Source organism: Nocardia inohanensis NBRC 100128 (genome assembly GCF_001612945.1).
In the GTDB taxonomy this organism is placed as follows: domain Bacteria; phylum Actinomycetota; class Actinomycetes; order Mycobacteriales; family Mycobacteriaceae; genus Nocardia; species Nocardia inohanensis.
On record NZ_BDBK01000017.1, the window covers coordinates 190,204 to 215,249 of the forward strand.

The window sequence follows — 25,046 nt, forward strand, 5'->3', positions numbered from 1 at the left end:
GTTCCGGTCTCGAGCAGCCCGGACCGGTGAACAGTGGAGTGCGAACCGGGTGGGCTGCATACGAGCTGGGGGATACGGCGGGATCGGGTATCGACGGGCTGTGATGCGTTGGCGGTCAAACTATCCACCGCCCCCGGCGCAGTACTCGGAGCGGTCGCAGGTTGTCGTCGACGATCAGGGCGTCGGCGTACATGCCGGGGCGGAGGTCGCCGACATCGGGGAGGACGGTGGCCGCGGCGGGGGTGGCGGTGGCGGCGGCTACCGCGTCGATGAGGGGGACGGCGCAGTGGGTGGCGGCCCAGCGGAGGCATTGCAGGAGGGTGGCGGTGCCGCCTGCGATGGAGCCGGAAGGGACTCGGGCGGTGCCGTTTTCGACGTGCACGGTTTGGGAGCCGAGTCGGTAGGTGCCGTCGGGCATGCCTGCCGCCTGCATGGCGTCGGTGATCAGGGCGACGCGGCGTGGGGCGGTGGCGAAGGCCAGGGCGGCGAAGCCGGGGTCGAGGTGGACGCCGTCGCCGATCAATTCGATGGTGGCCTGGTGGGCGGCGGCGGCGACCAGGGCGGCGGCGATGGGGCCGGGGTCGCGATGGTGCAGGGGGCGCATGCCGTTGGCCAGATGGGTGATGAGGGTGGCGGGGCCCGCGGGCGGGAGGGCGGTGCGGAAAGCCGGGTAGGCGGCGTCGCTGTGGCCGAGGGCTACCACTACGTCGTTGTCGGTGAGGAGTTTCGCGGCGGCGGCGAAGCCGGGCAGTTCGGGGGCGAGGGTCATTACCCGGAGAGCGCCGTCGGCCGCTTTCAGGAGGCGGTCGATGAGGTGGGGGTCGGGGTGCAGGAGCAGGCCGGGGTCGTGTGCGCCGCAGCGTTTCTCGGACAGGAAGGGGCCTTCGATGTGGATACCGGCGAGGGTGCCATCGGTCACCAGGTCGCGGAGGGCGGTCACCTGGGCGACCAGGTCGTCGGGTGCGGCGGTGACGATGCTGGCCAGCAGGGTGGTGGTGCCGGCGCGATGGTGGAAGGCGGCGGCCGCGGCGGCTTCGGCGGGGTCCGTGGTGTCGAAGCGGTGGCCGTGACCGCCGTGATTGTGGATGTCGACCAGGCCCGGGAGGATGGTGCCGAGCGATCGGGGCGGCATTCGACCCTGTGCCGCGACCCATTCCGATACCGGCGTCACCGCGGCGATCCGTGCGCCGCGCACGGCTACGACAGCGTCGGAAAGCAGGCCCGCGGCGGTCAGCACCCGGCCGCGCAACTCCACTTCGCCGCCGGCCGCGACAGCGCCGCTCGGCTCGCATTCCGCGCCGGGCGTCATGGCATCGCCTTGCCGGTGCACGCCCCGGAAGCGGCCGGGATTCGCCCGGACAGCCGCACCCGGATCGTCATGTCAGCGATCCGGCGCGGGCCAGTCGGGCCGCGCCGACCAGCCCGGCGCGGATACCGAACGCGCCCAGGGCGACCCGAGGCACGGGGGTCACGCGCAGCAGGGCGGAGAGGCGGGCGTGCAGGGAATCGGTGAGGATGGGCCCCGCGCCCGCCAAGCCGCCGCCCAGCACGATCAGTTCGGGGCAGGTGGCGTGGATGACGCCGAGCAGGGCCTCGGCGATCGCGTCGATGGCGTCGTCGACTACGGCGCGGGCGTCCTGGTCGCTGCCGAGGGCGGCGAAAACCGCTTCGGCTCCGGAGATTCCGCGACCGGTGCGGCGGGAGTAGGCGCGGGCGATATTGGGGCCGGAGGCGACGGTTTCGACGCAGCCGGTATTGCCGCAGGGGCAGGGGAGGCCGTCGCGGTGGCGGACGGGGATGTGGCCGAATTCGCCGGCTTGCCCGGCCGCGCCGCGCACCAGGCGGCCGCCGACCGAGAGCATGCCGCTGATGCCGGTGCCGACTATCAGCACGCAGACGTCGTCGGTGCCGCGGCCCGCGCCGTACCGCCATTCGGCCCAGCCGGCGACGATGACATCGTGGTCGATGAGCACCGGCATCCGCCAGCGATCGCCGAATCGGTCGCCCACCTTCACATCTCGCCAGCCGACATTGCTGCTGAACACCGCGACGGCGCGCTCGGGATCCACGATGCCGGGCAGGATGACGGCGGCGCGGGTGACGTGGGCACGGCGGGCGGCGGGAAGCTCGCCCAGCAGGCGGGTGCCGAGATCCTCCATGGCATCGAAGGCCGCGACGCCGCGCGGGGTGTCGACGGTCGCGGTGCTGATGACAGTGCCCGCGGCATCGGTGATCTCGCCTTTGATGGTGGTGCCACCCACATCGATGCCGAGCACCAGATCCTCGGCAGCGACTTCGTTCACAGCCCTCACCTCAACCCACCGAGATCATCGCAGCACCACCGAACGGCTCAGACCGCGCGGATGATCGGGATCCAATCCCAGTTCCGCCGAGCGGAGCAGGCACAGCCGGTGCACGCGAACCAGCTCGGCCATCGGATCGATATCGCGATGCTCGAAATTCGCTCCGGTGCGGGCGATCTCGTCGGCGAGCCCGGCCGGGAGCGGGCCCAAGCCCCACACCGCCCGGCCCGGGGCGGCAATGCTGATCGGGCCGTGCCGGTATTCGGCGGCCTGATACGACTCGACCCAGGACTGGCAGGACTCCCGCAGTTTGAGCGCGGCCTCCTCGGCGAGCGCGGCGGCGAAACCCACTCCCACGAAGCTGATCTGGGCGGTCCCGGCGACCCCGCCGAGTGCGGTTGCCGTATCTTCGCTGAGCACCGCGCGCGCCTGTGCGATCGCCGGATTCAGATCCTCGCCCAGATGCCGGCGCAGCAGTGCGAGGGTGGTGGTCGCGAACCGCGTCTGCACCACCGAGCGCTCGTCCACCCAGTCGATGAGCACCGGGTCGGCCGAATCCAGCACGGGGGTACCGGGACTCGAGCAGATCACCGTGCGCGGCACGCCGGCGGGCAGCGCACGCAAAGCCTCGATCACCTCGGTGGTCGTCCCGGACCGGCAGATCACCAGGTACCTGTCGTATTCGCGACCGCGCACCTCGCTGGCGGGCCAGGCATCGGTGAGCCCCTGGCCGGCGGTCTCCCGCAGCGCGGCGAACGCCCGCGCCATGAACAGTGAAGTCCCGCAGCCGATCACCGCCACCCGCTCGCCGGCGGCGGGCAGCAACCCCCGATACTCGGCCGCGACGGCCGCGGCCCGCAGCCAATCGTCGGGCTGCGTGGCCACCTCTGCGGCCAAATGGGTTTCGGGAATCCGGTCGGTGGAGCTCGGCACCCACCCAGGATCAACCCGGTGATCGTTCATGTCAATTTTACGTTCCAAACGAGCACATTCGAGCATGAACAGCGCTAGATTCAGGCCACTCGACTGGTTCGCTCCTCATCCGTGGTTCGTAGCGTCGGGTGTGAACTTGAAAGGTCCCGATCGTGAAACGTCCACTGCGCGGCGCGCTTTCCTCCATGGCGTTGCTCACCGGCCTGGTCCTGACGGTATCGTCCTGCGGGTTCGGAGGGAACAAAACGGACGACTCGGACCCGAACCATCTGACCTTCCTGGCGCCCGTCTACAGCGACGGCACCAAGGGGGCGTGGGACTCGATCATCGCCGACTTCCAGCAGGCGAATCCGGATGTCCACGTGGAATTGCAGATGGAGTCCTGGGATTCGATCAATGAGGTGGTGCGGACGAAACTCCAGTCCAAATCCACCACGCCGGACATCCTGAACATCGACGCCTACTCCACTTTCGCCACCGACGGACAGCTGTACCCGGCCACCGAGATCGTGGACGCCGCGGTCATCTCCGATATCCAGCCGGGGTTCGCGCGCAATGCCTCCATCAACGGAACCCAGTGGGCGCTACCGCTTTTCGCCTCCACCCGCACGCTGTATTACAACACCGAGCTCTTCGCCAAGGCCGGTATCGCGAGCGCGCCCAAGACCTGGGCCGAGCTGACCGACGACGCCAAGAAGATCCAGGCGCTCGGCGGCGGGGTCTCCGGGTACGGGCTGCCGCTCGGCAGCGAGGAGGCCCAGGGCGAGACCTCCATCTGGACCTTCGGCGCGGGCGGCAACTGGTCCGAGGGCGATAAGGTCACCGTGGACACGCCGTCGAACCTGGAGGGCGTGAAGGCCATGAAGACGCTCGCCGAATCCGGTGCGACGCAGGCCAATCCGGGCGCCACCAACCGCGCCGATGTGATCAATGCCTTCATCCAGGGCAAGATCGGCATGATCGAGGGCCTGCCGCCGACCATCAGCCAGATCGCGACCAAGAACCCGAGCCTGAAGTACGCGACCGCGCCGACGCCGACCAAGACCGGTGAGGCGGTGACGCTGGGCGTGGCCGATCACCTGATGTCGTTCAAGAAGGACGGGGCCAAGGCCGCCGCCGTCAAGAAGTTCCTCACCTACTTCTACTCGGCCCCCGTGTACTCGAAATTCGTCTCCGGCGAACACTTCATCGCGGTCACCGACAGCGGGGCCAAGGCGCTCGCCGACGATCCGGTGACCAAGGCCTTCGCGGCGACCCTGCCGGTGGCCAAGTTCTACCCCAGCAACAACCCGAAATGGGGTGCGGTGCAGGGCGCGATCAAACAGCAGATGGGCACCATCGCGCAGGGCAGTGATCCGGCCTCGGTGCTCTCGAAGATCCAGCAGGCGGCGAATTGAGCAGTGGCCGGGGCCGATTCGCGGCAACGCTGCGCGCGCTGCCGTGGATCGGCCCGGTGCTGGTGCTCATCGCGGGGGTGGTGGCCTTCCCCGCCGGATACATGGCGTGGACCTCCACCCGTGACCTGAACGCGTACGGGCAGGATCGCGGATCGGCCGGATTCGACAACTTCCGAAGGCTTTTCGACATCGAGGAGCTGGGCAGCGTGCTGGCGCACACCCTCGTCTGGGTGGTCGCGGTGGTGGTCATCACGCTGGTGCTGTCGGCCGGGCTGGCGCAGTTCCTGAACAAAGATTTTCCGGGCCGCACGGCGGTGCGGCTGGCCATTCTGGTGCCGTGGGCGGCCTCGGTGGTGATGACCACCGGCATCTTCGCCTACATGCTGGATCCGGATGTGGGCATCGCGAACCGCTTCCTGGTGGATACCGGATTGCTGGACAAGGGTTTCGGGTTCACCAAACAACCCGGCCCGGCGTTCGTGGTGGCTATCGGCGTGGCGATGTTCGTCTCCATCCCGTTCACCACCTACACGATTCTGGCCGGGCTGCAATCGATTCCGGGCGATATCGACGAGGCGGGCCGGGTGGACGGGGCGGGGGCCTGGCAGCGGTATCGCTATCTCACCCTGCCGCAGCTGCGCCCGGCCATGGCGGTGGCCACGGTCATCAACATCATCAACGCCTTCAACTCGCTGCCCATCCTGCAAGTGCTGACCGGCAGCATCGCCGGCTTCTCCGCGGACACCACAACCACCTTGACCTTCAAGCTGATTCGGCAGAACCAGCAGGTCGACACCGCGGCGGCGATGAGCGTACTGAACTTCGTGCTGATCATGACGATCATCGCGATCTATGTGCGGGTGATCCGCCCGGCGGGGGAGGAGACGCGATGATCCGGCGGCGCTGGGGATTGACGGCGATCGGCGCGCTGCTGGCGGCGCTGTTCCTGCTGCCGTACCTGGTGATGGTGTTCGGCTCGCTGAAACCGCGCTCGGAGATCCTGCGCATTCCGCCGACGTATCTGCCCCAGGAATGGCGCCCGGACAATTACGTGAAGGTGTGGAGCGCCAACGAGACTCCGCTGCCGTTCAACCTGATCAGCACGCTGGTCATCTCGATCGCGGCGACGCTGCTGGTGCTGGCGGTGGCCGTCCCGGCCGCGTATTACACCGCGCGGCGGCGGTTTCCGGGCAAGGCGATCTTCCTCGGCCTGGTGCTGATCACCCAGATGCTGCAACCGGTGGTGCTGGTCACCGGTTTGATCCGGGAGTTCTTCGCGCTCGGCATCAATGACACCTGGGTGGCCATGATCCTGGTCAATGCCGCGTTCAACCTCTCCTTCGCGGTGTGGATTCTGCACAGCTTCTTCGCCGGGGTGCCGGTGGAGGTCGAGGAGGCCGCGCAACTCGACGGGTTGAACCGCTGGCAGATCCTCACCCGGGTGAGCCTGCCGCTGGTGTGGCCGGGCATCGTCACCGCCACCGTGTTCGCGTTCGTGTCCTGCTGGAACGAATTCGCCGCCAGCCTGGTCATCCTCACCACACCGGAGAATCAGCCGCTGTCGGTGGCGCTGACCAAGTTCTTCGGGCAGTACGACACGGCTTGGCAATATGTCTTCACCATCTCTACCGTCGGCATCGTGCCCGTTGTCATCCTCTTCGCGCTCATCGAGAAGCGCCTGGTCGCCGGCCTCACCGCCGGCAGTGTCAAATGACCGCACCCGCCGATCGGTCCCAGCGCTGGAATCGGCTGCTGGAACTGCTCGCCGAAGGGGGACGGCTGTCGGTGGAGGAGGCCGCCGAACGCCTCGCCGTCTCTCCGGCCACCATCCGCCGTGACTTCACCGCGCTGGCCGATCAGCAATTGGCGACGCGCACGCACGGCGGGATCGTGGCCACCGCCGTCGCCTACGATCTGCCCGCGCGGTATCGGGGCGCGGGCGGGGAAGCCAAGCAGCGGGTCGCCGAATTCGCGGCCGGGCTGGTGCGCCGGGCCGAAGTGGTGGGGCTCAACGGCGGCACCACCACCACGGCCGTGGCCCGCGCGCTGGCCGGACGCCCCGATCTGACCGGCCCCGACGAACTCACCATCGTCACCAACGCGCTGAACATCGCGGGCGAAATGGTGCTGCGCCCGCATCTGCGCACCATCTGCCTGGGCGGGATGGCGCGCCGCGAATCCTATGAACTGCACGGCCCGCTCGCCGAGCTGGCGCTGGCCGAATTGCGTTTGGACACCGTGATTCTCGGCGTCGGAGCCATCTCCGCGACGGCCGGAGCCCAATGCCGCCACCTCGACGAAGCCGGGGTCAACGCCGAGATGGTGCGCCGCGCCGACCGGGTGATCGCGGTGGCCACCGCCGACAAACTCGACCGCACGCTGCTGGCCCGCATCTGCCCAATCGAGGCCATTGACACTCTGGTCATGGACGCCGCCGCCGATCCGGTCGCCGCCGCCGCCATCCGGGAAGCCGGGGTCGAGGTCCACCTCGTCTGATTCGCCGGCCCGGGCGGCTACCGTGGATGCGGACCGTCGAGAAAGGGGCTGCACGTGCGGGAACTTCAAGTTGCGGTGGTTGGTTTCGGGCTGGCCGGGTCGGTGTTCCACGCGCCGCTGATCGCCGCCGAACCGCGGATGCGGGTGGCGGGCGTGGTCACCGGGTCGGCCGAGCGCGCCGCTCAGGCCCGGCGGGAACATCCGGGCGTGCGGGTGCTGGGCGCCGCCGACGAACTGTTCGCGGCCGCAGCCGATTTCGATCTGGCGGTGATCGCCACCCCGAACCGCACCCACGCGCCGCTGGCCGTCCGGGCCTTGGAGAGCGGCCTGCCCGTGGTGGTGGACAAGCCGTTCGCGGTGACGGTCGCCGAGGCCGAGCAGGTGCTCGCGACCGCCGAACGCACCGGCCTGGCGCTCTCGGTTTTCCAGAACCGGCGCTGGGACAACGACTTCCGCACCATCCAGGCGCTGCTGGCCGCTGGGCGGCTGGGCGAGGTGCGCCGCTTCGAATCCCGTTTCGAACGCTGGCGTCCGGTCACCAAGGGCGGCTGGCGTGAAACCGGCTCCGCCGAGGACGGCGCGGGCATCCTCTACGACCTCGGCAGCCATCTCGTGGACCAGGCGCTCACGCTCTTCGGTCCGGTCACCGAGGTCTACCGCGAACGCGATCGCCGCCGCCCCGGCATCCGGACCGACGACGACGCCTTTCTCGCCCTCACCCACGCCTCCGGCGTTCGCTCCCACCTGTGGATGAGTGCCGTTGCGCCGCAACTGGGCCCGCGTTTCCGGGTGCTCGGTTCGGAGAACGCCTATGTCAGCTACGGCCTCGACCCGCAGGAAGCGGACCTGCGCGCCGGACGCCGACCCGACGACGGAAAGCCCTGGGGCGTCGTGGAATCCGATCGCTGGGGCCGATTCGGCACCCCGGACGACACCCACCCGATCCCCACCGAGCCGGGCGACTATCCGGCCTTCTACCGGGCCATGGCCGAAACCCTCGACCACGGCGCCCCGGTCCCGGTCGATCCCCGCGATGCCCTCGAAACGCTGAAGATCCTGGAAAGCGCGCTGCGCGACTGAGAATCAGTTGATCCGGAAGCGATTGCGGTACTCGGTGGGGGTGGTGTCCAGGGTCCGGCGGAAGGCGCGGGTCAGCGTGTCGGTGGTATTGAAACCGCAGGCGGTGGCGATGCGTTCGAGAGTGTGGTCGGTCGTCTCCAGCTGATTGCGCGCCACCTCCACCCGGGCCGATTCGAGGTAGGCGGCGGGGGTCGTGCCCAGCTCGGTCTTGAAGATGCGGGTGAGCTGACGGTCGCTGACGTGTGCGTGCGCCGCCAGATCGGCGACGGTGATCGGCTCGGCCAGATGCCCGGTGATGTACTGGCGCAAGGCTTCTACGCGGCGGGTGGTGGAGACCGGCTCCAGATTGACGCTGAACTGGTTCTGGCCGCTGGGGCGTTTGAGGTACATGACGAGCTGGCGCGCCACCCGCAAGGCGGCCTCCTCGCCGAAGTCGTCGGCCACCAGCGCGAGCGAAAGATCCAGGCAGGCGGTCAATCCCGCGCCCGTCCAGACGCCCTGATCACGGATGAAGATGGGGTCGGCATCGACCTGGATCGCCGGATGATCGGCGGCCAGCTGCTGTGCGGTGGACCAGTGCGTGGTGGCGCGCTTGCCGTCCAGCAGCCCGGCATCGGCGAGAATATGCGCCCCCACGCACACCGACGCCACCCGGCGGGTATGGGCGGCAAGGCGTTTCACCCGATCCACCACGACCGGATCACTGATCGCCCGGACTCGCCGGTCGCTGTCCACCTCGACCGCGCCCGGCACCAGCAGGGTGTCGATGGCGCGCCCGGAGATCTCCTCGAAGGTCACATCGGGCAGCACCCGCACTCCGGCGGCCGTGGTCACCGGGTCCAGGGTTTCGGCGGCCAGCACCACCCGGTACCCGGTCGGCTCGTCCATCTCGCGCTGCAAGAGCGCGAACACCTCGGGCGGTCCGGTCACATCCAGCAGGTCGACGCGGTCGAACAGCACCACGACGATCAGCCGTTCCAGTGCGCCCACACTGCTCTCCGTTCGATCACGCGATGTCGGTATCTGCATGTTGCATGACATTGCCGACATATGCGAATCGCCCATAGCGTCGTAGCCGAGCCACCACACGGTGGCCGAGCACATTCGAGAAGGGCTTCACATGGCAACCACCCTGCGCGATCTCAACGGCTTCGACCGGAGTCCGGCCACGCTCGCCGATTCGACGCTGATCCTGGTCGACTATCAGAACACCTACACGCGCGGCGTCATGGAGCTCACCGGCTGGGAGCCCGCCCTCGCAGCCGCCGCGCAGTTGCTGGAGCGGGCGCGCAAGGCGGGCGCGCGGATCGTTCACGTGGTCAATGACGGCGGCGTCGGCACGCCCTACGACATCACCGCCGAGATCGGGCAGATCCATCCCGCCGTCGCGCCGATCGCGGGTGAACCCGTGGTGGTGAAGACCGTGCCCAACGGCTTCGTCGACACCGAACTCGGCGAACTCGTCGATGCCGCGGGCAACAAGCAGGTCGTCATCGCGGGCTTCATGACCCACATGTGCGTGACCTTCACGACCGAAGGCGCGTTCCTGCGCGGCAATCTGCCCACCGTCGTCGCCGACGCCTGCGCCACCCGCCCGCTGGTTACCGCGGTCGCCGAGGTCTCCGCCGAGCAGCTGCACAACTCCGCACTCGCCACCATCGGCGACCTCTACGGCGTGGTCGTCCCCTCGGCCGCCGCGCTCGGCTAACCGAGCAGACCGCCCAGCATGCCGCCGCTCTGCCCGGCCTCCTGACCGCCGCCGGTGCCGCCGATCAACCCGCCCGGCGGCAGCTCGGACGGCTGCACGATGACGAACCCGCGCCCGGAGAACGACAGCGTCAGGCCCTCCCCGGTGGAGCGGCCGATGAGCCGGCTGAAGCCGAAGGAGTCGTTGCGCTTGATGCCGGTCTGCAAACTGGACGACCAGGCCACGGCCGCTTGCGGATCCGCGTAGGTGGGCTGGTCCACATTGAGCACCACGGGCGAACCGTGCGTGGTGATGGCGATCCGCCCGCGCCCGGTGAACACGCAGTTGAACAGGCCGGCATTGCTGGCGTAACCGGCTGCGCCCTGCACCCTTTGGATGTTGTAGGACAGGCTGGTGTCGAAGGCGAGGACGTTCGCGCCGTTGATGGTCAGGCCGTCGGATCCGTCGAGATCCACCGTGTGGACATCGGCGGCCGCATTGGCGAGGAACAGATCGCCGTGACCGGAGACGCGCATGAGGGGTACGCCCTCGCCGGTCAGCCGCTGCTGGATGGCCCGGCCGATACCGCCGGAGCCGAGCGCCTTGAACTCCAGATTGCCCTGATAGGCGACCATCGATCCGGCCCGGGCCAGGGTTTCGCCGTTGACGGCGACGCGAATCATCTTGCCGCCCTGCTTCTGAATGCCGGGACCGTTGACCTCGGCGTGGCTGGGGTTGAACAGGTCGCTCTGCATCGGCGGCATTCCTTGCTGGGCTGGGGGCGACGGGACCGGGGGCGGCGGTGAGTACTGCTGCGGCTGGAATTGCGGCGGCGGCGCGTACTGCTGCCGCGGTGGCTGATTCGACGGGGGAAGCGGTGCCGCCGGGCGGGGCGGCGGTGCGGGCTGCGGGGCCGGCTCGGGTTCGTCGTCGATATTGACGCCGAAGGCCGCGGCGATCCCCGCCAAGCCGTCGTCGTAGCCCTGCCCGACCGCGCGCACCTTCCAGCCGTCACCGCGCCGGTAGATCTCCACGCACACCACGCCCGATTCGGTGGTGAGCCCGGTCATCTCGAAATTCAGTGTGCCCGAATCGGATCCGATGGTGGCCAGCAACGATCCGGCGGCCGCGAAGGTGCGCGGTCCACTGCCGTCGAGGCTGGCGGTGATGGCGACCTTGTCCACATCCGCGGGGAGCGCGGAGGTCTGCACATCCACCATGTCCCCGGCACCGCGCCCGTGCCGGTACACCACACCGGGGCCGACCGGCTGGTTGAAGAACACGAAGTCGGCGTCCGATCGCACCCGCCCGTTCGCCCCGAGTAGCAGCGCCGACACATCCACCCCGGCGGTCGAGCGCACCGTCACCGTCATCCGGTCCCCGGGCGCGGGCCGATTCTCACCGCGGGCCAGCCCCGTCACCGCGCACCGCCCCGTCTCGACTGCTGTTGCACGCCCTCCAGTCTGTCCTGTGCGCGCCGCCGGTGCCAGCAGCCCGGCGTGGCGCGGTCAGTCCAATGGCACTGTCGGCCCGAAGAACCCGACAATCCTGCCGATTCGCCCGTCGTCGGTGAGCTCGACCAGATCCAGCCCCTCCGGCAGCGCCGTCCCGTCCGGCTGCACCACCCGCCACGCGAACCGCCCGAGGTCGTGGTGGAAGTCGACCCGGCTGGTGCGCACCACCCGGGCCCCGGGCCGCCGCGCGATCATGGTCTCGATATGCGCCAGCAGCTCTTCCGGGCCGACGGTCTGGATCCGCGGATCGGTGTAGGTGGCATCGACATCCCACACCTCGCCGAGGAGTTTGCGCCGCCGCGCCGGATCGGGATCACTCCACGCCCGGCAGTAGGTGTCGATCAGCCGCTCGAGGGTGGTATCGAATTCGCCCATGCCGCATCCTTTTCGCCGTCCTCAGCGCACCACTTCGATGATGTCGCCCGGCCACAGGTAGTTGTAGAAGGTCTCCGCGCCCTCGGGCGTCATCCGGATGCAGCCGTGCGACTGCTCCTCGGTCGGCCCGATGTGGGTGGCGATATCGCCGTCGAAGAACACCGCCCACTTCATCGGCACGTTGTGCAGCGTGCTCCAGTGGTCCTCGCGTTTGAAGTCGACGTCGAAGACCCCGACATTGGTCTCGTACCCGGGCCGCCCGTGCGAGATGACGGTCGGCCCGTAGACCACCTTGCCGTTGTCCATCAGCCAGGCTTCGTTGGTGGACAGGCGCATACAGCCGCGCGCCCCGTTGGCCGTGCAGGGCGCGACGACCGGTGCCGGCGGGCTGGGAATCAATGGCGCCACACCGGGAATGTCGGGTCCGCCGGGCCAGAGCGGGTCGGCGTGCGCGGGTGTCGCGAGCGCCAATCCGGCGGCGGTGATGGCGGCGAATGCCAGGGAATGGGTTGCCGAGCGGAGAAAACGGTTGTCACTCATGGAGATCCGACCTCTCTGTACCTGCCTGGCTCCTCATTGTGAACCCGCACGGTGGGTCGTCGTGGTAGAACGCGCCCGACCGGTTTGTAGACCGGTAGCAGCGAACTATCAGTAACCGTTTCGCCGACAGGGTTTGTGGTATTCCGTAAACTGGGCGCTCTCGAGCGGTATGGAGCAGGAGTTTGAACGGGGTGGAGAGCACGGCGCAGGTCGACCGCATCGAACTGCGGAGCGGGGGCGAGCCCGGCTCCGAGCCGGAATGTCTCGAACAATGGGAGGCGCTGCTCAGCGAAACCTACGTCCCGCTGGCCTTCGATCCGCTGCCCGCCCCGGCCTTTCACGGCCGCGTCGTCTCCGGACGCTACGGCGATATGCATCTCTCCACCATCGGCTCGTCCGCGCAGATCGTGAGCCGCACCCGCGGGCTGCTGGCCGCCGCCGGCGACGAGTACCTGCTCACCACCATCCAGACCCGCGGCCGGGCCCGCCTACAGCAGGACGGCCGGGTCGCGGAGGTGGTGCCCGGTTCGGTGGTCTGCTACGACAGCACCCGCGAATACCGTTGGGAGGGCCCGGCGGACTGGGAGATGCTCGTCGTGCAGATCCCGCTGCGCGCGCTGCGGGCGCGACCGGACTTCAGCGACGACGAGATCCGCACCGCGGTTCCGCTGCCGCACACCGGACCCACCGCGGTGGTGTCCCGCTTCTTCCGGGACCTGGCCGAACTCCAGGCCGAGGACCCGGTCGGCGCGGCCGTGCTGGCCGAACCGGCCATCGATCTGCTGGCCGCGGTGCTGCCCCTGACCGCCGACGGCCGCCCGTCCGAGCCGGCCCGTGAAGCCCTGGAACGGCAGCGGGTACTCGACTACATGCGCCGGCACTGCGCCGATCCGGGGCTGACCGTCGACCGGATCGCCGACGGCTGCCGGATGTCGCGCCGCTCGCTGTATCGCGTCTTCGACGAATTCGAGGACGGTCCCGCCACGGTGCTGCGGCGCATGCGCGTGGATCACGCCTGCGATCTGCTCGCCGAGCAACCGACCCTGCCGATCTCGGTGATCGCCTACTCCTCCGGATTCCTCGGCGAGCGGCAGTTCTACCGCGCCTTCCGCGAGGAGCGCGGCATCACGCCGTCGCTTTTCCGTGCGGGAGGCGTGGTGCGGCAGCAGAACTGACCGTCGCGTGGGCTCCGGCCCGCCGGCCGCTGAACACGCAATCGGCCAGCGACAGCCCGCTCACATACGAATTCGAGCAGACGCCGACCGCCGCGCGCCCCGCCGCGAACAGGCCGGGCACGATGCCGCCGTCGGTGGTGCGCACCGCGCCGGTCTCCTCGTCCACCAGCAGCCCGCCGAGGGTGAGCATGGGCGTCGGATAGGTGAGCCGCTCCTTGAACGAAATGTCCAGCAGCGCGAAGGGTCCGGTGCGGATCGGCCGCCGGATCTCGTCGGGCTTGCCCATCGGATCGGGGAGCCCCGCCTCGATGGCCCGGTTGTGCGCCTCCACCGTCTCGCGCAGCGCCGCCGGTTCGATGCCCGCCCGCGCCGCCACATCCTCGATGGTGTTCCCGGTGATCCGCGCGACCCGCAGCAGCCGCTCGGTCTGCATGCGCTGGAACCACACCGACTGCCCGGCGATCTGCGCGCGCGATTCGGCGGCGAGGTCGGCATCGAGCAACAGCCAGGCCCGGTTGCCGGGACTGGTCGCGATGGCCGCGCCCAGCGCCGCCCCGTACCGGGATTCGTCGACCATGCGCCGGCCGTTCGCGTCCACCGCGATCGACCCGAAGAACGCGCTCGGCGGCGCGATGAACCGCCATGTCGAAATGGCGTCCATCTTGCCGGTGGCCGCACCGATGGCCTCGGCCATGCGAATTCCGCTGCCGTCGTCACCGGCGGTGCCCAGCGGCAGGCCCTCGGCCCAGGGGTAGCCCGGCGCGTGCCTGGCGACCATCGCGCCGTTCGCGATGAATCCGCCGGTGGTCAGCACCACCCCCGTCCGCGCCTGAATCCGCACCGGGACGCTGTACTTCCGCTCGATGCGATCCAGCAGTGCCTGCACGGCCCGGCGCAGACCTTGGTGGTACACACCGGGTTTCGCCGAGATCCGGGACAGCGCCGCGAATCGCCGCCGCACCCCGGCGGGCGCACCGCTCAGCGTCGTCGCCTCCACGCCCACGACCCGGCCCGCTTCGATCACGAGTCGCGTTGCCCGCGTGCCGGTTTGCACCCGCACCCCGTGTTGCGCGGCCGAAATGGCAAGGGGGCCGAACAACTTCTTGCCCGAGACCCCGGGCCCGTGCGCGCGATGCCCGCGTTGCGCCGGTTTCGCCAATTCCCGGAAACCGCCGGAGTTTTCGCTACCCGAGTAGTACAGGTAGTGATCGTCGGTCGGGTACGAGGTCTTGTACGGGCACAGCGACGGCTGGAACGGCACCCCGTGCCCGCTCAGCCAATCGATCATGCCCGCGGAGTCCTCGCAGAACCGCCGCAGCGTCGCTTCGCCGACCGCGTCGCCGACCTCGGCGCGCAGGTACGCGAGCATGTTCTCGACATCGTCGGTGACCCCCGCGGCGCGTTGTACCCAGGTCCCGCCGCCGGCGTACACGATGCCGCCCGAGAGCGCGGTCGCCCCGCCGCCGAGGAAGCGGTCCAGCGCCAGCACATCGGCCCCGGATTCGCGGGCCGCCAAGGCCGTCGCGACGCCCGCGCCGCCGTATCCGACGACCACCACATCGGCCGAACTGTCCCAGGTCCGCGCCATTGCGACCACCTTCCCCAACGGATTTGCCAGGCGCCCATGCCAAGCGGAGTGAACTATAACGGGTTCTAGTTCACCGTGTCGCGCACGGACCCGCCGGCAACCCCGCACCACACCCGCCGGGGTGCGGCAAACGCGCTGTGGCCGTGACGAATCGGAATGCAAGCACGGATCGATGCCCGGAATGTCGCTTATTCTGCAACAGAAACTCTAGAACGGATCCGATCGCTGATGAACGAACACGATTTGCGGCAACTGGAGATCCCCCTGCCGTTCCAGCCGGAACGCAACTCGCAGACCCACCAGGCCCAGCGCAGCGCCCGGGTCTGGGCGAGCCGCTTCGAACTGATCCGCGACGAGTCGGCGGCGGGCAAGTTCGACGCGCTCGGCTACGGCCGCTTCGCCTCCTACTGGTGCCCGACCGCGAGCTTCCCCGACCTGGTGCTCATGGTCGAATGGATCACGCTCTACTTCGTTTTCGACGATCTCCAGGACCGGGCCGCCCAGACCGGCCGCTTCGACGAATACGACCGGCTGCGGCACGCCGCCCTGGACGTGGTGCACAGCCGCGGCCTGTCCGAACCCGGCGAACCGGTACTGGCCGCGCTCTCCGATCTGTGCCGGCGCTCCTTCGCCCGCAACTCCCCGGCCTGGGCGCGCAGGTTCGAACTCAACCTGGATGTCTGGCTGATCGGGCACGCCCGCGAGAACAGCTTCCGGCAGGCGGGCACCACCCCCAGCCTGGAGGAGTTCGTGCGGTTGCGCCGCGATGCCAGCACCGTGCTGCCCACCTTCGACCTCGCGGAGATCGTGGAGCACATCGAGATTCCCGACCGGCTGTACTTCGGCCCGAGCTATCAGCAGATCATCGCCAGCACCACCGATCTCATGTGCTGGATCAACGACCTGCATTCGCTGGCCGTCGAGGTCGAGACCGACGACCCCATCAACCTGGTCACCGTGCTGCGCCGGCACGCGGGCATGGACCTGGCGCGCGCCGTCGCCGAGGTGCGCCGGTTGATCGAGGGCCGGATCGCCGACCATCAGGCCGCCGTCGCCGGAATCGCCGCGGAGATGGACGATCTCGCGCTGCCGCCGAACCTGCGCAACGGCATCCGGCGCTGCCTGCGCGACGCCCGCTCCGCGATCGCGGGGATGGAGCTCTGGGATCGCACCGACACGGTGCGGTTCGCCGCCTCCGATCATGCGCGACAGCAGCGGGATATCGACTACGGCAACGATTACCTGCCCACTTCCTGAAGCGGGCGTGCGGGTTTCACCGTCCGGCGGCGCGCACCTGGTCGCGGAACTGGCCCGGGGTCAACCCGGTCTCCTCGCGGAAGGCCCGGAAGAAGTGCCGGTCGGTGGCGAAACCCGAAGCGGCGGCGATGGCCGCCATGGAACGCGTCGGATCGGCCCGGATCAGGCGGCGCGCGTGCTCGATGCGCATGCGCCGCATGATCGTTCCCGGTTCCCCGAAGCCCTCGCACACCCGGTACAGAGTGCGACGGGAGATGAGGCAGGCGCGCGCGATCTCGTCCACGGTCAGGTTCGGCTCGGTGAAATGGCCGCGAATGTAGCTCAGCACCTGGCGGCGGGTGTACAGCGAATCCGACGGTGCGGGAGAGGGATTCCCGGTGGCCAGCATGACCGCCGAGGAGAGCATCATGGCCGCGTCGCCGCGGAAGGCGGTGACCGCGCGGTTCACCTCCTCGGGCGGCAGCTCGCCCAGGCCGCGGAAGAAACCGGCGACCAGGCCGAGCGCGCCGTTCGCGGGCATGGCGGTGGCGAGCGGCAAGGAGTCGCGGGTCAGGCCGGCGTGGTCGAGCACCAATTGCAGTGGCGCGCGGACCAATGTGGAGACCGCCTGGTCGGTACAGCGGCTCTCGAACGGCAGACCGCTGTCGAAGAAGGCGATGGTCCCGGGCTTGGAGACGGCCGTGCGGCCGCTCTGCTCGGTCCAGTTCGTGCCCTCCAGCACGATATTCACCAGCAGGAACTCGCCGCTGGACTGCGCGATCATGCGCTTGTTGCGCAGCGCGCGCTGGGCGCCGGCGCGCATCTGCGAGACGGCGAAACCGTCGAACTGGGTGGTGACCACCCGCCCCTGCCAATGTCCGTGCGACAGCGGCTCGATCGTCGAGGGCGCCACCGCGTCCGCCATCAGCGCTTCCCACTGCTCGAAGGCTTGACGTGGCGAAACGGTCGAGGACGACGAGACCTCGACAGCGCCGACCACGGCTTGCTCCACGTTGGCTATCTTCCCACGTTCCGCCTGCTGTGGGATTGCGTTTTGGCGGCCGCGTCCAAGAGTGCGCCGAGCGCGCCGGCGCTTTCGCCGGGATGATGAGCAGCGGCGGGTCTTCCAGGAATCGAAACGGAGTGTCGATGCAGATCGAACAGGTATCCGATGCGGTGCACGTGGTCACCGGAACGAACGTCAACTGGGCGCTGGTCAGTGACGATTCCGGGGTCACGCTCATCGATGCCGGGTATCCCGCCGACGCTGCCGATGTGCGGGCTTCGATCCGGGAGATCGGGCACGAGCTCGCCGATCTCGCCGCGGTACTCGTCACCCACGCGCACCTGGATCACATCGGCGGCATCCCGCCCCTGGTCGAGCAGCTCGGGGTGCCCGTGTACACCGGCTCCGACGAAGTGCCGCATCTGAAGCGCGAATACCTTCAGCAGATCACGCCGCTGGAGGTGGCGGCCCAGCTCTTCGTCCCCGGCGGACTCACCTGGGTATTGCAGACCGCGCGTGCCATCGATCCGCTCAAAGGCGGTCTGGGAACCAAGGTTCCGTCGGCCACCGCCGCCGAGCCCGAGGTCCTCGCCGAGCTGCCCGGCGGCCTGGTCGCCATCGCGACGCCGGGGCACACCACCGGGCACACCGCCTATCTCATGCCCGCGGAAGGCGTGATCTTCACCGGGGACGCGCTCGTCACCGGTCACCGGATCGCACGGCGGGAAGGCCCGCAGCTCATCCCGTCGGTGTTCCAGCACGATGAGGCGCAGGCCCTGGTCTCGGCTCGCGCCCTGGCCGGCTATGACGCGGGCGTGCTGGTGCCCGGTCACGGCAAGCCGATGCGGGAACGGATTTCGGTACTGGTCGCCGAGCTCTGACGCCCGCGGGAAATCACGTCGCGACCGGGCACGAAATGCCGGACATAATGCGGCATGGGAGTTTTCAGTCCGCGGTGCCCGGTGGGGGAGCTGGAGCGGCTGTGGATCGAGGAGATGCTGAGCTGGTGCGCGGGGCAATTCGGCGAGCGGACGCTGCGCACACCGGTCATCCTGCCCACCTCCGATTTCTTTCCCGGTGACTATTCGGGCACCGAACCGCAGGTGCGTTCGCTGGTCGAGCGGGTGGGCGGATACATGGGCGTGGAGCGGGATCGCATTGTGGTCGAGGTGCATCCGTACAGCCCGACGCTGCCGGAGGTGCTCGGATTCGCCGAAGGGTCCACGCACGGGGAGGCCGGGCACTATCGGCTCGAGCACGGCCGGGCGGTGGTATCGCTGGAGATGTCGCAGCTGCGATCGCCGGTGACGCTGGTGGCGACCGTGGCGCACGAGCTGGCGCACGAACGGCTGCTGGGCGAGCGGCGCATCGATCCGGATCGGCACGACGGTGAGCAGCTCACCGATCTGCTGACGGTCTTCCTGGGATTGGGCGTCTTCAACGCCAATGCCGCGTTCCAGTTCTCGCAGAGCAATCGAGGCTGGCAATCCCAGCGCCTCGGGTACCTGCCGCAGCCCATGTACGGATACGCGCTGGCCTGCTGGGCTTTCATGCGCGGCGATCCGAAACCGGTGTGGGCCAAGCACCTCGACACCAACCCGCGCGTCTATATGAAACAGGGCCTCAAGTACCTGCGGGCGAATGCCGACGCGCTGCCCGAATGGCGCGACCGGAGCAACTGACCCGGTGTCGCGCCGCGCGTGCGGACCGAATGGCCGTTATGGTCGGACGGGTGGCCAGTAAGTCGGTGCCACCGGCAGTCGAATTGACCGTCGGTGAGCACACGGTGCGGGTATCGAATCCGGATCGGGTGTACTTCCCCGAGACCGGAGCGACCAAACTCGACCTGGCGCAGTACTACCTGAGCGTCGGCGACGGCATCGTCAATGCGCTGCGCGAGCGGCCGTGCATGCTGCATCGGTTCCCGAAGGGCCTGTCCGGCGGCAAGGTGCACCAGAAACGGCTGCCCGCAGGCGCGCCGGACTGGATTCCGACCGTGCAGCTCTACTTTCCGCGCTACGGGCGCACCGCCGACGAACTCTGCGTCGAGAAGCTCGCCGATGTGATCTGGGCGGTGCAGATGTCGACGGTCGAGTTCCATCCCTGGAATTCCCGGCGGCTCGATCCGGAGCTGCCCGACGAGTGGCGCATCGATCTGGACCCCATGCCGGATTGCCCGTGGACGCGGGTGCAGCGGGTGGCCGGGGTGGTGCACGAGGTGCTGGACGAGCTGGGCGCGGTGGGGTGGCCGAAGACCTCCGGCGGCAAGGGTTTACACATCTACGTGCGCATCGCGCCCGAGTTCGGCTTCCAGGACGTGCGCCGGGCGGCGCTGGCCTTCGCCCGCGAAGTCGAGCGGCGCGCGCCCGGCGACGTCACCACCACCTGGTGGCGCAAGGATCGCGATCCGCGGCTGGTGTTCGTCGACTACAACCAGAACGCGCGCGACCACACCATCGCGGCCGCGTACTCGGTGCGCGGAGTGCCCGAGGCCACCGTCTCCACGCCGGTGCGCTGGAACGAGATCCCCGAGGTGGATCCGCGCGAGTTCACCATGACCACGGTCCCCGCCCGCTACGCCGAACTCGGTGATCTGCACGCCGGCATCGACGAAGCGGTATTCGATATCTCGCCACTGCTGGAATGGTCCGACCGCGATCCGGTCGATCTCGACAGCGGTGACGACTGAACCGCCCGGCGTTCGGGAGCCGCGGCGAATACCCGCCGCGTGAGCGCCCGCTGCGCGACAGGAGATCGAAACCTCCTGTTCGCTGCCGGGTGGCACGCTCGCCGCGGCCGGATTCGGCCGTCGGTTGGCGTCGCGGTGAGATCGCGGCGCGGGAGAAGCGGGTTTCGAAGGTGCGGGTTCGGTCGGTCAGGCGTGGTGCGGCGATACTGGTGGCCGCGGGCGTGTTCGCGGCGGCCATCTCGGCGCCGCCGTGGCTGCCCGGGGCCGCTGCCGAACCCGAACCGAACGTGAATGGCGCGCAACGGAGTTCGCTCGTCGCGCCGGACGGATCGCGAATCGTGGACAGCCACGCCGACGGCCGCCATCTCTCGCTCACCGTCTACTCCGCCGCGATGAACAGCGAGTTCACCGTGCACGTGCAGCGCGCGGCCGACACCTCCGCGCCGCGGCCGGTGCTATATCTGCTCAGCGGCGGCAGCGGCGGGAAGGGGCCCGGCTCGTGGGATCAGCAGACCCGCGCCGGTGAATTCCTGGCGCAGAAGAACGTGCACGTGGTGCAGCCGATCGGCGGGGCGGCCTCCTATTACACCGACTGGCGATCACCGGATCCGCGGCTGGGCACCGTGAAATGGAAGACCTACCTGACCGAGGAACTCCCGCCGCTCATCGACGCCGCGCTCGGCACCGACGGCGTCAATGCCATTGCGGGGGTGTCGATGTCGGGCACCTCGGTGCTGCAACTGGCGATCGCGAAACCCGGGCTGTACCGGGCGGTGGCGGCGTACAGCGGTTGCGCGCGGATCTCCGACCCGATCGGCCAGGCGTATGTGCGGCTGACCACGGCCTACAGCGGCGGGGACGCCGGCAATATGTACGGCCCGCCCGGCGACCCGATGTGGGCCGCGAACGATCCCTACCTGAACGCCGAAGGGCTGCGCGGGCTCGAGCTCTATCTCTCCAGCGGCAACGGGATTCCCGGCCCCTACGATCGCACCGGCGACCATCGCCTGGCGGGCGGTGGCGCGGTGGCCCTGGCCAATCAGGTGCTGGTCGGCGGGATCATCGAAGCCGCGACCGAACAGTGCACCCGGGGCATGGCGGATCGCTTGGCGGAGTTGAAGATTCCCGCCACCGTCGTGCTGCGCGACTACGGCACGCACTCCTGGGGCTACTGGGAGGACGAGCTGGCCGAATCCTGGCCGGTGCTCGCGCGCGGCCTCGGACTGTGACCGGCGCAAGGTTTCTGTCAGAATCTTGAAAGTCCAGGCCCGTAAACATATGGGCGTACGGCCTGGAAGGCATACCCGCCCAGCAGCATCCGCATCACCGCGCCGGTGATGCAGAGGGGGAACATCATGAAGTCGTCAGTCGCTGCCCGCGTCGGCCTGGTCTGCGCCGCCGTCGCCGCACCCGTCCTGCTCGCCGCGCCCGCGCACGCCGAGCCGCACCCGAACGCCTGCCTGGTGATCGAGAACAACACCCCGAACGTCGCCACCATCACCCTGCACAACCGCTCGTTCCAGGGCTCGCGCTGGGATGTGAAGCCTTGGGACAACACCATTCTGACCAGCGACGGCCGCGCCATCGCGACCTCCGACGGCGACTGGAACCTGAACGGTCCCGCCGGTGACTGGCGCTACGAGCCGGACCTCAACAACGCCCGCTGGGGTTGCAGCGGTTCCTGGGTCTTCACCACTCGCTGACGGGCGCGGCGCTCAACGCTTCTTCCCGGTCGTGTTGAGCGCCACCGCTTCCCGGATCAAATCCCGCAGCGCCGGCTCGTCGATGACATCCTGCTCGCCGATGTCGATCGCCCGCCGGGTATTGCCCTCCAGGCTCGAATTGAACAGCCCCGCCGGATCTTTCAGCGAAGCGCCCTTCATGAAGGTCAGCTTGACCACGCTCTTGTAGACCTCGCCGGTGCAGATGATGCCGCCGTGCGACCACACGGGCGTGCCGGGATTACTGGCCTTCACCCACTTCCACTCCTCGACCACATCCGGATCGGCCCGGTGGATGATCTCGCGCACCTGCGCCAGGGTCTGCCCGCGCCAATCGTCGAGCTCCCGGATCCGCTGATCCAGCTTCTTCGAAGCGTCGTCGTCCGTCATCCGTATCTCCTTCGGCGAGTGAGATAGAGCGCGCGTCCGGAATCGACAATACGGGCGTACCGCTCGGGCCCGCGCACCGCCACGCCCGCTCCCGGTAGGGTCGGCGCGGTGAACGAGGCGATCCGGGGACTGCGCTCGGTACGGCATTTCCGGCCGGACCCGGTGCCGCAGGCCACCATCGAGCAGATCATCGAGGTGGCGCGGTGGACCGGGTCGGCGCGCAACCGCCAGCCGTGGCGGTTCGTCGCGGTCGGCAGTGCCGAGATCCGGCGGGAGCTGGCCGGGCTCGGCGGGTACGCGGTGCATCTCGCGCACGCACCCCTGGTCCTGGTGCTCGCGGCGCACGACAACGGCTTCAGCGACACCGAATTCGATATGGGACGGGTCGCGCAGTCGGTGTGCCTGGCCGCCGCCGAATACGGGCTGGGCAGCTGCTTGACGACCTTCCATCCCGCCGGGAACGTCACCCGGGCGGCCGAGGTGGTCGGTCTCGCATCCGAATGGCTACCGCGCCATGCCATCGCGATGGGCTATCCGGACCCGGCGAAACCCACTGCGCCGAACGCGATTCCACGGGGTCGCCGGGCGGTCGCCGAGCTGCTGACCTGGCTGCCGTAGCCGCGGCTACTTCGGGATCGGCGGGCCCGGATCCAGGCCCATGGCCTCCCGGGCCTTGCGGATGAAATACAGCCCGCCGCGCGCGGTTTCGCGGGCGACCCGGACCTGGCCCAGGGTGGTCGCGGCGGCCAATTGGGTGCGGGCGATGTTCATTCGGTCGGCGGCCTCGCCGAGGGCGTCCAGGGCCGCGGTGCTGTCCGGATCGAGCAGGACCAGTTCGCTGCCCATGCGGTCGAGGTAGCCGCGGACCTCGGTCTTGGCGTCGGCGACCCGCTCCACATCGCCGGTCCACTCCCGCGAGATCCACCAGGCGGCCAGGGCCAGCGCGGCCAGGACGAGGACGAGGAACAGTAGGCGACCCACGCCTCCAGCTTACGGCGAGCGGGCCCGGTATCCGGGCGGCGGCGGATCGCGATTTGGGCAGTGTGCTGCGGTGGCCGCGGTGTTTTTCATGCGATGTCACCTGTTCGTGATGGGGGTTCGCTGGCAGCGTGCAATGCATGAACAGGGTGGTTCGGGCGGGGCGGGCTTCCGGCCGCACGGGTGGGACGAAAAAGGTTGCGCGGATGCGTAATTCGGCGGCTCGGCTGGTGATCGCCGTGGCGGCCGCGACGATCGCGCAGAGCGGGGTGGCGGCCGCCGAGCCCGAACCGGTGAGCGCGGCGAGCGATCGACGGGAGGAGGCGCTGTCGGTGCGGGACGGGATCGCGGTCTCCTATGTGAGTCTCGCGCTGCCGCTACCGGCCGACGCGCCCGCGCATCCGGCGAGCTGCGATCGGGTCGGGTTCCTGCGCTATCGGGCCGCGGACGGCCCGGCCGAAGCCGCGGACGCCGATCGGGTCGTCGTCCAGCAGCAGGGATTGCACGGCGGTTCGGTCAACTCCGACAGCGTCGCCTTCAATACCGTGCATTCGGCGCTGGCGATGGGACAGCATGTCGAGTACTGGGCGCTGGCGCGGCGCAGCACCTGCCTGGACGAGACCCTGGGCTTCGATCAGGCGCTGCGCACCGGCAACTACCTCGACGCCGTCGACTACTACTTCAACGGCCTGCCCATCGACGGGGTGCGGTTCCCCGGCTTCAAGTCCTCGGCGGAGCTGCCGGTGCTGGACTACATGGGTTTGGAGCGCGTGGTGCGCGACCAGTACGAGGTCATGCTGCACGAGATTCCCGAGCAGGCCGTCCGTCAGCGCAAGTTCGTCTGCACCGGAATTTCGCTGGGCGGCTTGGTGACCGGGTTCTTCTCCGATTGGGACTTCGACGGGCGACCCGGCGCGGACCAGTGCGCCGCCTTCGCCGCCCAGGACTCGATGGTCTCCTCGGACCCGGTCGCCCTCCAGAACACCCCGTTCCTCAGCGCGGTCACCAATGCCATTGTCGGACCGCTGGATTCGCTGCTCCAGACCGGCTTCCGGGCGAACGTGCTGCCCCGCACCTTCGGCCCCGCGCCCGCGCTCGGCACCCGCGCCTTCGTGCTGCTGCGCCTGGCCGGGCTCGCCGCCCACCTGGACCCCGACGGGGAAAGCCGACTGCTGGCGCATCTTCCGCGCGACGCCGATATCGAGGGCACCCTCAACACCCTGTTCGCCCCGACCTGGGCGGCCTGGGCCACCAACGGCGCGGACGGCTCCGGCACCATCCGCGATTTCCGCTTCACCAATACCGCGCTGCTCGGCGTCCTCATCGATAACAATTCATCGAATTTCTCGCTGTTCCAGCAGGGCCTGGGTGCGCTCGCGGGCGGTCCGGTGCAGGACAAGTCCTTCCCCAATCCGGGTGAGCTGACCCAGCTTCCGCTGCTGGGCAATTTCCTACGCATCACCGCGGGCCCGCAGCGCCGGGTCGCCCCCACCGACCGCACCGCCCTCTACACCTGGCGCAACTACGACGACGTGGCCGGCGTCCCCTACACCTCGCCCAACCACGAGGTCGCCGATATCCACGATGTCGCAAGGCAATTGGGAACCGGCTACCCCAGCGCCTACTGGGAGACCTACTTCCCGCTCCGCCTGGTGATCGATATCGGCGCCGGCTACGGCGGCACCCGCAGCGGCGACCTGGCCGCGCTGCGCTATCACGGCATGAGCCGCGTGAAGCCGAACTTCGTGGCCTGGGCGGGCGACAGCCCCGTACCCGCCGCCACCGCCACCTTCTTCCCCGCCCCCGCCCTGGCCCGGGTGGTCAGCCTGCCCGGCTACAACCACATCGACACCATCGGCGCGGCCGCCACCCAGAACGACGGCCAGCCCGATGCCAGCGGGTGGCAGCTCGCGTTGTTCCTGCGCAGCCTGGGCTGAA

General features: G+C 69.1%; 26 protein-coding genes. 15 read left to right on the forward strand and 11 right to left on the reverse strand.

Translation table 11 applies throughout. The features are described 5' to 3' along the window. Positions 1-115: 115 nt before the first annotated feature. The 3 genes from NI1_RS31610 to NI1_RS31620 all read right to left on the reverse strand — a co-directional run bounded on the left by NI1_RS31610 (position 116) and on the right by NI1_RS31620 (position 3,236). A complete protein-coding gene (locus NI1_RS31610; protein WP_067829149.1) occupies positions 116-1,309 on the reverse strand; it encodes an N-acetylglucosamine-6-phosphate deacetylase in 1,194 nt (397 codons plus the stop codon). A 67-nt stretch (positions 1,310-1,376) separates the two neighbouring features. After that, entirely contained in the window at positions 1,377-2,303 is a 927-nt protein-coding gene (locus tag NI1_RS31615) for an ROK family protein (protein ID WP_084524070.1), read from the reverse strand. A gap of 24 nt (positions 2,304-2,327) precedes the next feature. Beyond that, positions 2,328-3,236, reverse strand: a complete 909-nt coding sequence (locus tag NI1_RS31620; protein ID WP_245663497.1) for an SIS domain-containing protein — start codon at positions 3,234-3,236, stop codon at positions 2,328-2,330. A 152-nt stretch (positions 3,237-3,388) separates the two neighbouring features. On the opposite strand from NI1_RS31620, the gene NI1_RS31625 reads away from it, so the two are divergent. The 5 genes from NI1_RS31625 to NI1_RS31645 are packed head-to-tail and all read left to right on the forward strand — an operon-like array spanning position 3,389 to position 8,209. Further along, positions 3,389-4,633 (forward strand): extracellular solute-binding protein, encoded by a 1,245-nt coding sequence (locus NI1_RS31625; RefSeq protein WP_067828329.1) that lies wholly within the window; start codon positions 3,389-3,391, stop codon positions 4,631-4,633. After that, a complete protein-coding gene (locus tag NI1_RS31630) occupies positions 4,630-5,526 on the forward strand; it encodes a carbohydrate ABC transporter permease (protein ID WP_067828332.1) in 897 nt (298 codons plus the stop codon). Before NI1_RS31625 ends, NI1_RS31630 begins: the two co-directional genes overlap by 4 nt. Next, entirely contained in the window at positions 5,523-6,347 is an 825-nt protein-coding gene (locus NI1_RS31635; RefSeq protein ID WP_067828334.1) for a carbohydrate ABC transporter permease, read from the forward strand. The genes NI1_RS31630 and NI1_RS31635 overlap by 4 nt, the downstream gene beginning before the upstream one ends. Next, on the forward strand, positions 6,344-7,129 hold the full coding sequence (locus NI1_RS31640; RefSeq protein ID WP_067828337.1) for a DeoR/GlpR family DNA-binding transcription regulator: 786 nt from the start codon (positions 6,344-6,346) through the stop codon (positions 7,127-7,129). Before NI1_RS31635 ends, NI1_RS31640 begins: the two co-directional genes overlap by 4 nt. 54 nt (positions 7,130-7,183) lie before the next feature. Next, positions 7,184-8,209 (forward strand): Gfo/Idh/MocA family protein, encoded by a 1,026-nt coding sequence (locus tag NI1_RS31645; protein WP_067828340.1) that lies wholly within the window; start codon positions 7,184-7,186, stop codon positions 8,207-8,209. Between the two features lie 3 nt (positions 8,210-8,212). On the opposite strand, the gene NI1_RS31650 is transcribed toward NI1_RS31645, so the two are convergent. Further along, positions 8,213-9,199 (reverse strand): GlxA family transcriptional regulator, encoded by a 987-nt coding sequence (locus NI1_RS31650; RefSeq protein WP_067828343.1) that lies wholly within the window; start codon positions 9,197-9,199, stop codon positions 8,213-8,215. Positions 9,200-9,329: 130 nt separating this feature from the next. Here NI1_RS31650 and NI1_RS31655 point away from each other — a divergent pair, with 130 nt between their 5' ends. Next, positions 9,330-9,917 (forward strand): cysteine hydrolase family protein, encoded by a 588-nt coding sequence (locus tag NI1_RS31655; RefSeq protein WP_067828346.1) that lies wholly within the window; start codon positions 9,330-9,332, stop codon positions 9,915-9,917. On the opposite strand, the gene NI1_RS31660 is transcribed toward NI1_RS31655, so the two are convergent. The 3 genes from NI1_RS31660 to NI1_RS31670 form a co-directional block, all read right to left on the reverse strand. Continuing rightward, entirely contained in the window at positions 9,914-11,317 is a 1,404-nt protein-coding gene (locus tag NI1_RS31660) for an AIM24 family protein (protein WP_245663498.1), read from the reverse strand. The two genes, NI1_RS31655 and NI1_RS31660, sit on opposite strands and share 4 nt — an antisense overlap. An 87-nt stretch (positions 11,318-11,404) precedes the next feature. Beyond that, entirely contained in the window at positions 11,405-11,785 is a 381-nt protein-coding gene (locus NI1_RS31665) for a nuclear transport factor 2 family protein (RefSeq protein ID WP_067828352.1), read from the reverse strand. Positions 11,786-11,806: 21 nt separating this feature from the next. Then, entirely contained in the window at positions 11,807-12,325 is a 519-nt protein-coding gene (locus tag NI1_RS31670) for a L,D-transpeptidase (RefSeq protein WP_084524071.1), read from the reverse strand. A 191-nt stretch (positions 12,326-12,516) separates the two neighbouring features. Here NI1_RS31670 and NI1_RS31675 point away from each other — a divergent pair, with 191 nt between their 5' ends. Further along, entirely contained in the window at positions 12,517-13,500 is a 984-nt protein-coding gene (locus NI1_RS31675) for an AraC-like ligand-binding domain-containing protein (RefSeq protein ID WP_067828355.1), read from the forward strand. Here the strand turns inward: NI1_RS31675 and NI1_RS31680 are convergent. Further along, complete coding sequence (locus NI1_RS31680) at positions 13,451-15,088, reverse strand: FAD-binding protein (protein WP_067828358.1); 1,638 nt, start codon at positions 15,086-15,088, stop codon at positions 13,451-13,453. The two genes, NI1_RS31675 and NI1_RS31680, sit on opposite strands and share 50 nt — an antisense overlap. A gap of 228 nt (positions 15,089-15,316) precedes the next feature. Between NI1_RS31680 and NI1_RS31685 the strand changes: the two genes are divergently transcribed. Then, complete coding sequence (locus NI1_RS31685) at positions 15,317-16,345, forward strand: terpene synthase family protein (RefSeq protein ID WP_067828361.1); 1,029 nt, start codon at positions 15,317-15,319, stop codon at positions 16,343-16,345. A 16-nt stretch (positions 16,346-16,361) separates the two neighbouring features. Here the strand turns inward: NI1_RS31685 and NI1_RS31690 are convergent, their stop codons facing one another. Further along, entirely contained in the window at positions 16,362-17,336 is a 975-nt protein-coding gene (locus NI1_RS31690; protein ID WP_157535441.1) for a helix-turn-helix domain-containing protein, read from the reverse strand. A gap of 137 nt (positions 17,337-17,473) precedes the next feature. On the opposite strand from NI1_RS31690, the gene NI1_RS31695 reads away from it, so the two are divergent. The 5 genes from NI1_RS31695 to NI1_RS31715 all read left to right on the forward strand — a co-directional run bounded on the left by NI1_RS31695 (position 17,474) and on the right by NI1_RS31715 (position 21,722). Beyond that, a complete protein-coding gene (locus NI1_RS31695; RefSeq protein ID WP_067829159.1) occupies positions 17,474-18,211 on the forward strand; it encodes an MBL fold metallo-hydrolase in 738 nt (245 codons plus the stop codon). 54 nt (positions 18,212-18,265) lie between these two features. Then, the gene (locus tag NI1_RS31700) at positions 18,266-19,012 is read left to right on the forward strand and encodes a hypothetical protein (RefSeq protein ID WP_157535442.1); all 747 of its coding nucleotides are present in this window, start codon (positions 18,266-18,268) and stop codon (positions 19,010-19,012) included. A gap of 50 nt (positions 19,013-19,062) precedes the next feature. Further along, complete coding sequence (ligD, locus tag NI1_RS31705) at positions 19,063-20,019, forward strand: non-homologous end-joining DNA ligase (protein WP_245663499.1); 957 nt, start codon at positions 19,063-19,065, stop codon at positions 20,017-20,019. A gap of 209 nt (positions 20,020-20,228) precedes the next feature. Continuing rightward, the gene (locus tag NI1_RS31710) at positions 20,229-21,248 is read left to right on the forward strand and encodes an alpha/beta hydrolase (protein ID WP_067829161.1); all 1,020 of its coding nucleotides are present in this window, start codon (positions 20,229-20,231) and stop codon (positions 21,246-21,248) included. A 126-nt stretch (positions 21,249-21,374) separates the two neighbouring features. Next, complete coding sequence (locus NI1_RS31715) at positions 21,375-21,722, forward strand: hypothetical protein (RefSeq protein ID WP_067828374.1); 348 nt, start codon at positions 21,375-21,377, stop codon at positions 21,720-21,722. Positions 21,723-21,734: 12 nt separating this feature from the next. On the opposite strand, the gene NI1_RS31720 is transcribed toward NI1_RS31715, so the two are convergent. Beyond that, complete coding sequence (locus tag NI1_RS31720; protein WP_067828377.1) at positions 21,735-22,130, reverse strand: DUF1801 domain-containing protein; 396 nt, start codon at positions 22,128-22,130, stop codon at positions 21,735-21,737. Positions 22,131-22,238: 108 nt separating this feature from the next. On the opposite strand from NI1_RS31720, the gene NI1_RS31725 reads away from it, so the two are divergent. Then, the gene (locus tag NI1_RS31725) at positions 22,239-22,748 is read left to right on the forward strand and encodes a nitroreductase family protein (RefSeq protein ID WP_067828380.1); all 510 of its coding nucleotides are present in this window, start codon (positions 22,239-22,241) and stop codon (positions 22,746-22,748) included. 6 nt (positions 22,749-22,754) lie between these two features. Here the strand turns inward: NI1_RS31725 and NI1_RS31730 are convergent, their stop codons facing one another. Further along, on the reverse strand, positions 22,755-23,111 hold the full coding sequence (locus NI1_RS31730; RefSeq protein WP_067828383.1) for a hypothetical protein: 357 nt from the start codon (positions 23,109-23,111) through the stop codon (positions 22,755-22,757). Between the two features lie 203 nt (positions 23,112-23,314). Here NI1_RS31730 and NI1_RS31735 point away from each other — a divergent pair, with 203 nt between their 5' ends. Next, positions 23,315-25,045, forward strand: a complete 1,731-nt coding sequence (locus NI1_RS31735) for a hypothetical protein (RefSeq protein WP_067828385.1) — start codon at positions 23,315-23,317, stop codon at positions 25,043-25,045. The last annotated feature ends 1 nt before the right edge of the window (position 25,046 follow it).

What these genes read in the sequence shown, in the direction of transcription:
- NI1_RS31700 (WP_157535442.1), top strand. Translation starts at nt 18,266, where the DNA reads ATGGGAGTTTTCAGTCCGCGGTGCCCGGTGGGGGAGCTGGAGCGGCTG.
- NI1_RS31670 (WP_084524071.1), bottom strand. Translation starts at nt 12,325, where the DNA reads ATGAGTGACAACCGTTTTCTCCGCTCGGCAACCCATTCCCTGGCATTC.
- NI1_RS31695 (WP_067829159.1), top strand. Translation starts at nt 17,474, where the DNA reads ATGCAGATCGAACAGGTATCCGATGCGGTGCACGTGGTCACCGGAACG.
- NI1_RS31720 (WP_067828377.1), bottom strand. Translation starts at nt 22,130, where the DNA reads ATGACGGACGACGACGCTTCGAAGAAGCTGGATCAGCGGATCCGGGAG.
- NI1_RS31640 (WP_067828337.1), top strand. Translation starts at nt 6,344, where the DNA reads ATGACCGCACCCGCCGATCGGTCCCAGCGCTGGAATCGGCTGCTGGAA.
- NI1_RS31655 (WP_067828346.1), top strand. Translation starts at nt 9,330, where the DNA reads ATGGCAACCACCCTGCGCGATCTCAACGGCTTCGACCGGAGTCCGGCC.
- NI1_RS31680 (WP_067828358.1), bottom strand. Translation starts at nt 15,088, where the DNA reads ATGGCGCGGACCTGGGACAGTTCGGCCGATGTGGTGGTCGTCGGATAC.
- NI1_RS31715 (WP_067828374.1), top strand. Translation starts at nt 21,375, where the DNA reads ATGAAGTCGTCAGTCGCTGCCCGCGTCGGCCTGGTCTGCGCCGCCGTC.
- NI1_RS31635 (WP_067828334.1), top strand. Translation starts at nt 5,523, where the DNA reads ATGATCCGGCGGCGCTGGGGATTGACGGCGATCGGCGCGCTGCTGGCG.
- NI1_RS31665 (WP_067828352.1), bottom strand. Translation starts at nt 11,785, where the DNA reads ATGGGCGAATTCGATACCACCCTCGAGCGGCTGATCGACACCTACTGC.
- NI1_RS31685 (WP_067828361.1), top strand. Translation starts at nt 15,317, where the DNA reads ATGAACGAACACGATTTGCGGCAACTGGAGATCCCCCTGCCGTTCCAG.
- NI1_RS31610 (WP_067829149.1), bottom strand. Translation starts at nt 1,309, where the DNA reads ATGACGCCCGGCGCGGAATGCGAGCCGAGCGGCGCTGTCGCGGCCGGC.
- NI1_RS31735 (WP_067828385.1), top strand. Translation starts at nt 23,315, where the DNA reads ATGCGTAATTCGGCGGCTCGGCTGGTGATCGCCGTGGCGGCCGCGACG.